This window comes from Trichlorobacter sp. (assembly GCF_030247655.1).
In the GTDB taxonomy this organism is placed as follows: domain Bacteria; phylum Desulfobacterota; class Desulfuromonadia; order Geobacterales; family Pseudopelobacteraceae; genus Trichlorobacter.
In genome coordinates this window covers 1-11,040 of the sequence record NZ_JAOTRZ010000094.1, presented here as the reverse complement: position 1 = coordinate 11,040, position 11,040 = coordinate 1, and the positions used below count along the sequence as shown (strand labels likewise).

Genomic DNA, 11,040 nt, shown 5'->3' with positions numbered 1-11,040 from the left:
GGGTAGAGCCGAAGGCCCCCGTTTACTGTTGCAGTCCCTTTACTGTCAAGCCTTAACACTTCCCTGTTAGCAGCTATTCCTCCAGGGTTTGTCACGAATTGAAGGAACGACGGGCTATTAGTTGTGGAGGTCCATGTTGCTTCTGCTTTGCCGTAAATAAATGCACGGTTAACATAAGCTCCTGAGATTTTTGACCCAAAGTTAAAATAGCCCAATGCATCATTGGTACTAGGCAAGGCCCCACCAGAATTGGTGCGATACAAAGAAAAATTGGGAGCAACAAATGAACGTGGCGAACTCTCAGTGTTTTGAAATTCGAACACAAGACCACCTGACTGAAAAGTAGTCCCACTAGAAGCGGCATGAATTGGACTAATGGGGGCATTCGTCCCTGTTCCAATCCACCCCGTATCCGTCACCACCATTTTATCTACACTACTTCCATCCTGAACCACCAACTTATTCGCTGCCCCAGCCACCATCGGCAGTGCCAAGGCTGCCAGTACTGCTACGCCTGTCATAATTGACTTTGAACTTCTCATTTTTGATTCCTCCTGTTTAAGTAATTACCGTCTTTTCAGGTATTTATCTCTAACAAACGTATTTCATATAAACGTATACTGCAAAATAACTTCTTGTCAAGTAGCTTGCTAAAATTTTTGGTCTGCCCTCCCTGAAAAAAATTTATTTACTGAATGCTGTTTTACGTCATGCTTTGTTACAACATACAGTAAATGATTTGACCTTACAACCACCTTACAGATTGTGCTTGTTGGGGTAAGGACTTAAATATTTTGTAAATCTTCTCTGCGGCTTTGCGGCTCCGCGAGAGGTAATTACCTTGTTTTTGCCTCTCGGCTCTTTGCTTTTAGTGCCTATTTAATTGTAAAAGAGCACCACAACCAGTCAAGCTAAAAAGCAACTGTCAACCCCCGGCAGTTTGAGACCTGCCGGGGGATCCTGCCTATCGGATAGTCAGATTATTCACTATTACCTGCCCACGGCCTACTGTCAGAGCACCCTGTAGCATTGTTGCCCCACAGTTTGCAGTATACACGGCGTTGTAACCACCGGATAGCGTTACCGTTTTATTACTGCCTGCGGTAAACGGTCCGGTCGCCAACCCGGCCTGAAGTTGAATGGTGTTGCCGGTTGCAGCGGCAGTGTAGGCTGCGCTCAGGCTGCTCTGCCCTGTTATGGTGGCGCCATTTACCAGGCGGACCGTGGTGGCCCCAACCGGGTTCAGGGTATAGGTGGCGGCAACAATCGGGGCAGCCGTAACCGGGGTGGTAAAGGTATAACTATTGTTGGTTAAGGTGACCGGCGAACCATTTACCGTTACTGCAACGTCAAAACCGGGTGCGGTAAAGGTGTAGGTTGGAAGTGACCCGAGCACTACACTGGCTGGACCGGTCATACAGTTGCCCAGCGCCACACCAAATCCGAAGTTGGCGGTATAGGTATTGGCAACCGCTACGTTATTGATGGTTAAATCGGTTGTAGTGCTGACAACATTGCCGATGCTGTCGGTCCAGTTAACAAACTGATACCCTGCTGCCGGTTCTGCAGTTACCGTTGTGGCATTGGCAAAGTAGTTAAGGGTCTGCGGTGTGGTTCCGGTAATGGTACCACCGGTTCCCGCCATAAAGTTCAAGGTGTAGGTGTTGATGGCAAAATTTGCTGTGTAGCTATGTGGCGCTACAACATTTGTCACCATAAGATCCGGTGTGGTTGCAACAACCGTTGCACCTTCAGTCCAGTTGACAAAATGATAACCGGTGCTTGGTACGGCCGTTACGGTGGTCGTACTCATGTTATAGGTTATGGTCTGGATGGTATCACCTGACAACACACCATTTGGACCAGCTGTAAAGCTTACCCCATAGGTTGGTATGGCAGCTGTACAGCTTGCATTGACGGCTGAGTTGATACCGCTACAGGTCCAGGTCAGTACTCCATTGGTGTTGATGACTGCCGAGGCGGCACCAGACGTACAGAGCCCCGCTACCGGGATTACTGAAAAGTTCTGGCCGTTGGCACTGCCGCAGACACCATCAATGATGGAATCACTCTGGGTCCTGACGATATTTGATGCAGCAGAGGTACCGGCAGCGTTGAAGGCCTTTACGACATAGCTGTAACGATCGCTTGACAGGGCGGTTTCGGTGTAGCTGGTGGCATTGGCCAGGGCCGTGCCGACCGGTACGAAGTTGCTGCAGTCAAGACCTGAACAACGTTCAATGATGAAGCTGATCTCGTTCTTGGGGTTGCCCAGGGTTGCAGGGGCAGCCTTCGGAGTTGGGTCAACCCAGGTCAGAGTAACATTACCGTTACTGAACGAGGCGTTTGTCGCCAGACTGGTGGGCGGATCCGGAATGGTCACCGTCGGGTTGTAGGAAATCGGCCGCATCATGTCGTTTTCTTCGTGGCTCAGGATGTGACAATGCCAGACATATTCCCAACCGAGGTTGATGATCCGGTTGACGTTGGGGGTGGCCCAGGCCTGCCCGGTAGTAGGATCCACCATGGAAAGTTCGGTTGCATCCCCCAACGGGGTAGCCGGATTAAGTGGACGTACGCTGTTTGGAATGCCGAACGGAAGCATTGGTTTAACCGGCCGCACGGCAACAATGGTATCTTCCAGCGGGCTGACCCGAACGGTTTCTTTCCAACCCAGCTCGGTTGGGTCAGGCAGACGGATGAAGCCGTCCCAGCCTACCCGGTTCAGGATCTGCACATCAAAGAGGTGGAAGTGGATCGGGTGGGTATCCACGCCGTTGTGGGTAATCTTCCAGACCTGGATGCCTTCTTCTGCCAATACCTCTGTGGAGGGATCGCTGTAGGTCTGGACAATGAAGTTCACCTTGCCTGCGCCGGGCTCGGACAGGGTCAGCCCCAGGGCTGCCCGCATCCTGCCGTAGTCGTCAAAGGTTTCACCCTGCTCATCCTGAATGGCCTTGGCCTTCATGGTAATGGTCTGAGTCGTCGGGTTAACCGTACCATCCGGGTTGATGGTCTTGAAGCTGATCTGCTTGTCATTGATCCGTGCCACCCCCCAGTTGGGGAACGTGGTGGCAAAGGTTGTACCGTAAATGGTATTGAGCACGTCATAGGCAAAACCGTCAAAGGGGAAGGCCTCATAGTAAGCAGGATCACCGCTAGGGTTCATATTGCCCTGGCCCACCACCAGAGATTCCTGCGACTGCCGGAACACGCCCAGGCTAGGATCAGCCGGTGTAAAGGCTGCATTCAGTGCTGCCACGTTAAACGTGCTGGCTGCGGCACCCTGTACTTTGATCTGCATCAGGGTCCGGGTGTTGGGACCAAAACCGATTGGTGTGGTATCAGCGCCACCCATGGCACGGTTGTCCGGGGCACCGGTAAAGTAATCATAATGGGGATCAAGGGCCGGCCAGGGGGCCGGGGCATCGTTATACAGGATCAGGGTAGTACCTGAAGGTATACTGGAAAAATCAACAATAACATCAGCACGTTCTGCCGGGGCCAGGATCAGCGAGCCGGTGTTGACGTTGCCGGCATTAAAGGTGGTTACATCGGCATTCCAGTTAACCGGCTGGTTGGGGATGACGACCGGCTTGGGCAGAAAACCGCCTTCGCTGCCGATCATGATCCAGTTGGGGCCGACGGTGTTCCAGTCAGGCACGCCACCGGGACGGCCATCTTCCGGCCAGGTGGCCGGTTTGCCGACACCACCCGGTTGGGCAGGCACCATCTTGACTTCAGTATTGCTGGCGCAGATACCGCTGAATCCGCCGTAGCCCGCTGCGGTATAGCTTGCACAGGAAGGTGGGAACTCGCCGCTGTAATCCAGAGCTGCCGGATTCGGGTCCGCTTTATACAGCTGCAGGTTCACAAAGCGGTCATGGGCACCATTCAGAATACGGAAACGATAGGCCTTCGGCTCTACGGTCAGCACCGGATAGGCGGTGCCGTTAACTGTCGGGGTGTCCATGAAGGCTTCAGCACCCCATGATGGGTTAGGTGTTGCAGGAATTTCCGGCGGTTGGCAGAAATCACCATAGGGGCCACCCAGAAGTCCGGGGGTTGTTGCAGGATCACCGCCGGGCACGCAGTCCGGGCTGTAGTAGGGGTTGGGAATCGGTTGGTACGGGTTGCCGGTGGCTGGCCAGAAATAGGGGCCATAGGCCCAACGTCCCATGGGAGCGATACCACTGATATCAAAGGGGTTCTGGGCCGGCATATAGATATGGGGCCACCAGAGATCACCGCTTTGGGGGGTTCGGAAACCGTTACTACCCACCGTACCGGTTCCCCATTTCCAGGTCGGGTCAGTCTTGAGCACATAGGTCGGCGAGGCCGGGTTGCCATCCACAAAGGTCTTGTCCTGAATGATCAACGGGATCTCTGCAGCCGGGATCTTGCCATCAGCAATCAGCTGTTGTTCTACGGCATCACGGACAATATACCCGGCAGCACCGCCCACATAGACGTTCAGACGGGTAATGCCCCAGCTGTGATCATGATAAAACATCAGGCGGGAGCTCTGCTGGTTGGTGTAGTAGTAGGTCTGGGCACCGGGACCAGGATCAGGCATATCCGGTACGTTTATCATACTGACACCGGTAGGATAACTGGTTACCTCACCGGAAGGGGTAATCCACTGGTGTGGGGTACCGTCACTGATCCAGGGAGTACGGCCACCATGCAGGTGCAGTTCTGCACGGTTCTGGGTAAAGGTACCGGAGGTAATCGGGACCGGCAGTTTGGTGACCGGATCATAATCAACCTGGAAGGGACCAGCCCCCATGATGGTCTGGTCAACCGGAACAAACAGGTCGCCACCGGAGCCGGTGGGCAGGCTGTTGATAAATTTAACCCGGACCGGCCGATCCTTCTGGGCAATGATAAGCGGCCCGAACTGACGCGGGTTTGCCTCAACCGGCGCGGTGTTGTTGGCCTCGGTGCAAGCTGGTAATGCTTGCCCGGTCAAAGAGGGATCACTGCAAGCTGTCGTCACCGTACCGGCGTTTACCTGCCGGTAAGCCCGCAGCTTCGTTGCAGGCAGGTCTGAGTGCATCTTTTCAGAAAATTCACCCAGCTCTATCACATAGTAGTCGGAGCCTGGATAGGTAACAATATCAGGCACCCCAACCGGAATATACTGCCCCAGGTTGTTAGCGTTTGCAGCCCCCAATCCCGGCAGGGTGTCGACAAACTTACGGATCGGGGGGGTGTAGGCCCAGTTGGGTGTGGTCAGATAATCCGGGGTATTTCCCGGCCCGATCACAAAAGGCGTTGCCCCTCCCGGGGCATAGGCCGGATTTGAATAATCCGGGCTCAGGTAGGCCTGTGCCGTACCCAGCCCCACCATCAGGGCCAGGCCGGACAGCAGAGCCACCATTCTACTTCGTACTGTTCGCTTGTTCATACGCGCCTCCAGTTGACTATTACAGATTTCTCAGAGTTTGTTATCGTCCCAACAGATGTATATTCCGCTAACGGCGTGCCGGTTTCTGGAGCGACGTCGGACCACCCTTGGACTGCACATTGGCTGCCCGCACCTTTAACTTCTTGTCTCGCTGTTGTCGTGCCAGTTCACGCTTCTGTACCGTGGCCTTCTGGGCCTGTGGCACCTTGCTGTTTACCGCCGGGGTCAACTGCACCTGTTGACGCTGTTGCGGCTGAGCCTCTGCCGGGGCCGTCACAGCGAATAGCGAGGCCACAAGCACTCCAACCATACGTGCGATCGGGATGTTCATGATTCATACTCCTTTCATTTATCCGAGCGATAGTTATCCGGTTCTGGCAGTCCATCAAAAGACATTAGAAATTTATTATTTTACAACAGTTTCAGCAGCATAGAACTTGACTAAGTTACTACAGAGCAAAGAGCATGCCGATACACGGAACAGACTAAAACAACGGATAACTTTACAGAATCAATCGATTTGGAAGAGGGTTTGCAGATGCACTATGAGACAGATACGTTTTGCATCTGTCTCATAGTGCGACGGGGTGAGACTGGAATGGATAGCTGAGCAGACTGCGAAAAATTACGGTTTATTGAGATGATCCGCTTTCACGACATATTCATCCACGACACAGACGCAATCACCGCCCATGAAAGGATTATTAAGAGGCACCGTCAATACGCGCCCATCGGCAATTTTGATCAGCCGCCAGCCGCCAGGTTCAACAATATTCAGATAGTTGGTTGAAAGTGCATTACAGCGGGTACCGCACAGAGACTGCCCCATCACCGGGTCACCTTTTGTCTTGCCCGGCAGATAACGGTAGTCGGTCACAATATAGAGTTTCACATCTGTTGCTGCAGCCAGCAGATCTGCAGAAGAGGCCAGCAGCAGAAACAGAGTCAACAGTGTCAGGATGCCTTGTCTGATCATTACGTCCTCTTTTCTTTTCACGGTATTACCCATTCGCTACGGCGCTCAAGCACAGGATTACTGCCACTGCCCAGCTGCACAATATAGGAACCTTTGGACGCATAACGCTGCCCCGGCCCGAAACTGACCCGTTCATACAGGGGATAGTGCATGTCTGACATCATACCGATCACATCATGCAGGTAATCCCGGTAATACTCACCGCGCATCATCATCAACGCCTTGCCAAACACTTCGCCCGTAAGGTAGGACTGTCTGACGATCCTCTGTTCATACAGCTCAAGTGGTTTACCCTGCAGTACCCGTTTGACATTGACATCAAAGCGGCTGTCCTCCTGGGGCAGGCGATAGGGGTAGGTCAGATAGAGCAGTCCCCGCAGTTCTTCCGGGACCGCCCACAGCGCCTTGCCCAGATAGGTTCCTGATGCAAGGACCAGACCGGGCCGGTTTTTCTGCGCTGCCAGACCGGACAGTGCCGACAGTGATGCTGCATCATCCCAAAGAACCAGAGCTGCCGGTTTTTTCTGGTTAATCAGTTTCAGCACCTTTTTTGTCGTCAGTTTTTCATTGGCAGACAGACGGACCTCTGTCATTGCGCCACCACCGATAGCCTTCCAGGACTCTCTGAATCCAGTGGCCAGGGTCTGGCCTTTGCGGCTGGCCCGGTACAGTTGCAGCACCGGCTTCCCTTTAAACAGCTCTGCCATACCGTACAGATAGCGGGCCGCAGCTTCCCCTTCCTGACGGACCCCACGGGAGAAATAAAGGGTATACCAGTCCGTATCCGAGAGCACCGGGTAATCGACAACCGGAAACAGGTTGGGGATCTTTTTCTCTTCGCAGAAACGATGCACCGGTTCCCACTCCCCTTCCGAAATTCCTCCCAGAAGGGCAAAAACAGGTTCTTTGCGGTAGTACTCTTCCAGCTGGGCCCGCCAGGTTGCCGGAGCCCCTTTCAGCGTCCAGCGTGACAGTGAAAATCTGAGAGCTGACAGGTCGCCCAGCATGTTGTAGCCCATCCGTGCCACACGATGATTTTTTTCTGCGGCTGTAGAAAGACTGTTCTTGCGATCAATACTGAACTGCAGGGGGGCCAGCATCGACTGTACCGCAACCGGGTCCGTCCCCTCCACAATTACCGTGGCAAACCTGATTTCATCTTTGGTCACACCGGGAGGTGGCTGATCAGAAAGCGATTTCAGGTAGCTGATCATGATCGCCATATCTTTTTCGCCCAGGTCGTAGCGGGGCATAACCTTCAGGACAGACCGGCTGGTGGGGTCAATACCGGTAAGGATCAGCGCGGCCAGCGAATCGTCGGTATACGCAGGACGGACCGGCAGGTATTTTGCGTAGTTTGAATAGGAAGGAACAAACTCGGAGCCGGGGATAAACGGCTTTCTCGGCTGGTACAGAATCCGCCCGTTGGTCGGTGGCGTGATAACCTCTCCTTCAATAGAGCCGAGTCCACTGCGCAGGTGGCAACTGACGCAGGTGAACGAGGTGCCGTCCACCGGTACATCGCCGCTGACATAGGCCTTGATAGGGGCCCCGGAGGGAAGTATCCCTTTGCGGTACATCTGTTCTCCAAGCCGCTGGGTTTCATCTGAAGGTACGGCCACAGGGGCAGCCCAGGCAGCTGCGCTCAGGACCACACAGATAAGAATACTCAACAACAGCAATGAGGCACGTTCTGCCGGTACTTTCATGGGTAGTGTCATAGGAGCCCCGCTTTTTTGTATTCTGCCATAAATTCGCTGCTGCTGATCAGACCGTACAGTCTGATCCATGAACCATCTGCCCCGCGTATGAAGGTAAGCGGCTTATGGTCCATCTTATCGCGAAAATAGGCGTCAAAGGCATGCATGACCCGGTCAATATCCTTTCGGCTGCCGGTCAGAAAATCCCAGCCCGGCCTGGCCTGGTAGCGTTGCAGATATTCCTTGAGAATTCTGGGGTTGTCATTTTCCGGGTCAATGGTGATGGAGACCAGCTGTACTTTAGCGCTGTCCGGTCCCAGTTTCCGTTGCAAATTGGTATACCCGGCAGAGAGTACCGGGCAGATGGTGGTACAGGTGGCATAGATAAAATCAACGGCCACCGGACGCCCGGACTCCAGAAGCGTCTTCAGACGGACCTTTTTGCCGAATTGGTTGGTAAGTATCACATCCGGTATCTGGTACTTTTCAACGGTTCGCTTGTAGGTAACCGGCGCAGCCACGGCAGGGGATACCGGACAGATCGTCAAAACAGAGGCAAACAGCAGCAGACAGATCAACCAGGGCAGATGATGTTTCATAGGGACACTCCAGTTGGACAACAGCTATTTTTTGATATCAAGCAGCTCCACCTCAAACTGCAGGGTGGCACCCGGCGGGATAAGATCACCGGCCCCCTGTTCGCCGTAGGCCAGTGAGGCAGGACAGGTCAGCTTCGCCTTCCCTCCCACCTTCATCTTCTGCACCCCTTCAGCCCAGCACTTGATAACGCTATCCAGCTTGAATTCAAGCGGATTTCCCCGCTTGTAGGAGCTGTCAAACTCTTTACCGTCAACGAGGGTACCGCGATAATTAACCCGTACCGTATCGGTCAGTTTCGGTTGCGAACCGCCCCCCTCCCTTACCGGAAGATAAATCACCCCTGAAGCAGTCTTTACGGCCCCCTGCTCTTTGGCTGCTTTCTCAAGGGCCTCTTTATTGGCCGGACCAAGCTTCTGTGCATGGGCAGCTCGTCGTGCCCGGGCAAACTCCTGAATCTTCTGATTGTATTGGGCGGTCTCTGCTGCCGCCTTGTTGCCGGACTGGGCATCAGTCAGCCCCAGTAGTACATACTGAAACTCGTCAGGCGTCAGATTAAAGACAGTTAATTGACGGGATACGGTCTGGCCAATGGCATACAGGGTCTTTTGTTCTTCGGTTTTGGGCGGTTCAAGCGCCAGGGCCTGGGTAGCAACGACCAGAACAGCCAGGGTAAACAACATTTTCATAGCGATGGATCCTTTCAGTGGATGGAATAGACCTGACAACAGCAGCTCACAAACATAGAGACACAGAGAGTACAGAGAAAGTCAAAGGCTTAAAAACCAAACAAAATTTTCCTGTTGGGTGAATCAAAAAAGTTTCTGATGAGCGTTAAACTTCCGCCGGATCAGTATGTATCCCCTCTCCCTGAGGGAGAAGGGTAAAGCGGAAGATCAGCGCTAATCAGGAAAAATTTAATGTCCTTGTAACACCATTATTTTACTCTGTGTTCTCTGTACCTCTGTGTTTCAAATGTTTTTCCCAGGATGAAGATAACAGCCCCTACCCTGCTTCCAGCGTTGGCTGCAGTTGCGGACCGCTCACCGCCTTTCGCAACTGAATCAGCAAGTCCAGAATAAGTGCGGGATGGACCGGTTTTTCAAGGTAGTGATTGACACCAAGTTCAGAAGCACTTTGACGTATTTTCTGATCACTGGTGCCGGAAGCGACAATTACCCCTGCATCAGGTTGCCGCTGACGTACCTCACGCACCAGATCCAGGCCATCTGCACTGTCAGTCCCCTGCAGGCGCATATCAGCAACCACGGCCAGATAATGGTGTTTGTTCAGATATTCAAGCGCTTCACAGAGACAGTCACAGCTATCTACGGTCATCCCCTGCTGCTCCAGCAGCTTACGATAGGCGAACAGGATGCCCGGCTCGTCATCGACAATCAACACCCGGTGACAGCGGCACCCCTGATCACAACAGGTATGTGAAGTAATGAGAGACATGCAGAATGTATAATCAAGAAGCGTGCCGCACGTAAAACAGGAGCGAGACGCAGACGTACAGCGGTGAGAGGCAAATTGAAGCCTGCTTGCACAACGCGCAGAACAACCAGACTGAGACGCCCTGTCTCATAGTGAGACAGGGCGGATAAAAAATCAGCAGGCCGATTCATTCAACTGTTTAAGGCGACGATAGAGGGTGGCGCGGGAAAGGTTTAATGCCTTGGCAGCCTTGTCCACATTCCCGCCATGCCGGGCAAGTACCGTCTGAATATGGGCAGTCTCAACCTGTTGCACGGTCTGCGATTCCGCTGGCAGAGGGATGTGGCATGACCGTTGTCCACCGCTTATACAGGTAAACAATGATTGCCGCAGGACACCGCCCGGCGGTGTCAACAGCAAGGCACGTTCCAGAACATTACGCATTTCACGGATATTGCCGGGCCAGTCATAGGAAAGCAGCAGATCACGGACCTCATCGGTCAACAGCTGTTCAGTTGAGCCCAGCTGGGCAAGCAGATAGGCGACAATAGCCATCAGGTCATCCCGGCGTTCTCTGAGGGGCGGCAGATGAATATGGATCAGGTTGATCCGGTAAAACAGATCCTGGCGGAAAATCCCTTCTGCACTAAGCGCATTTAAATCCCGGTGGGTGGCGCAGATCAGACGGAAGTCGCTTTTCTGGAGTTTAACATCACCCAACCGACGATAGGTTTTGTCCTCAAGCAGCTTAAGGAACTGGGCCTGCACTTCACTGCTCATATCACCGATTTCATCCAGAAACAGGCTGCCGCGATCTGCAATATCAACCAGACCACGACGATCCTGATCAGCCGAAGTATAGGCCCCCCGCTGGGTGCCGAAAAGCTCCCGTGCCAACATCTCACCACGCAGACTTGAAA

General features: G+C 53.4%; 9 protein-coding genes. All 9 read right to left on the bottom strand.

The features are described 5' to 3' along the window. The coding region (locus OEL57_RS09590; RefSeq protein WP_300740026.1) for a hypothetical protein at positions 1-542 on the bottom strand (542 nt) is incomplete at its 3' end. Between the two features lie 422 nt (positions 543-964). After that, positions 965-5,410 carry an InlB B-repeat-containing protein gene (locus OEL57_RS09585; RefSeq protein ID WP_300740025.1) on the bottom strand — a complete coding sequence of 1,482 codons (4,446 nt, stop codon included), beginning with the start codon at positions 5,408-5,410 and terminating at the stop codon, positions 965-967. Between the two features lie 67 nt (positions 5,411-5,477). Further along, entirely contained in the window at positions 5,478-5,741 is a 264-nt protein-coding gene (locus OEL57_RS09580) for a hypothetical protein (RefSeq protein ID WP_300740023.1), read from the bottom strand. A 294-nt stretch (positions 5,742-6,035) separates the two neighbouring features. After that, positions 6,036-6,386: a hypothetical protein gene (locus tag OEL57_RS09575; protein WP_300740022.1), complete on the bottom strand. Its 351-nt coding sequence runs from the start codon at positions 6,384-6,386 to the stop codon at positions 6,036-6,038. A 17-nt stretch (positions 6,387-6,403) separates the two neighbouring features. Beyond that, positions 6,404-8,107 carry an ABC transporter substrate-binding protein gene (locus OEL57_RS09570; RefSeq protein ID WP_300740020.1) on the bottom strand — a complete coding sequence of 568 codons (1,704 nt, stop codon included), beginning with the start codon at positions 8,105-8,107 and terminating at the stop codon, positions 6,404-6,406. Next, positions 8,104-8,685, bottom strand: coding sequence for an SCO family protein (locus OEL57_RS09565; protein ID WP_300740018.1), 582 nt, complete (start codon positions 8,683-8,685; stop codon positions 8,104-8,106). The genes OEL57_RS09570 and OEL57_RS09565 overlap by 4 nt, the downstream gene beginning before the upstream one ends. A gap of 24 nt (positions 8,686-8,709) precedes the next feature. Then, positions 8,710-9,372 (bottom strand): FKBP-type peptidyl-prolyl cis-trans isomerase, encoded by a 663-nt coding sequence (locus OEL57_RS09560; protein ID WP_300740016.1) that lies wholly within the window; start codon positions 9,370-9,372, stop codon positions 8,710-8,712. A 316-nt stretch (positions 9,373-9,688) separates the two neighbouring features. Next, positions 9,689-10,087 (bottom strand): response regulator, encoded by a 399-nt coding sequence (locus OEL57_RS09555; RefSeq protein WP_300740014.1) that lies wholly within the window; start codon positions 10,085-10,087, stop codon positions 9,689-9,691. 207 nt (positions 10,088-10,294) lie between these two features. Continuing rightward, positions 10,295-11,040, bottom strand: a 746-nt coding sequence (locus tag OEL57_RS09550; RefSeq protein ID WP_300740012.1) for a sigma 54-interacting transcriptional regulator, incomplete at its 5' end; no start/stop codon positions are given.

Excerpts from the sequence above, each read along its gene's own strand:
- OEL57_RS09585 (WP_300740025.1), bottom strand. The coding sequence starts at position 5,410 with ATGAACAAGCGAACAGTACGAAGTAGAATGGTGGCTCTGCTGTCCGGC.
- OEL57_RS09580 (WP_300740023.1), bottom strand. The coding sequence starts at position 5,741 with ATGAACATCCCGATCGCACGTATGGTTGGAGTGCTTGTGGCCTCGCTA.
- OEL57_RS09575 (WP_300740022.1), bottom strand. The coding sequence starts at position 6,386 with ATGATCAGACAAGGCATCCTGACACTGTTGACTCTGTTTCTGCTGCTG.
- OEL57_RS09570 (WP_300740020.1), bottom strand. The coding sequence starts at position 8,107 with ATGACACTACCCATGAAAGTACCGGCAGAACGTGCCTCATTGCTGTTG.
- OEL57_RS09565 (WP_300740018.1), bottom strand. The coding sequence starts at position 8,685 with ATGAAACATCATCTGCCCTGGTTGATCTGTCTGCTGCTGTTTGCCTCT.
- OEL57_RS09560 (WP_300740016.1), bottom strand. The coding sequence starts at position 9,372 with ATGAAAATGTTGTTTACCCTGGCTGTTCTGGTCGTTGCTACCCAGGCC.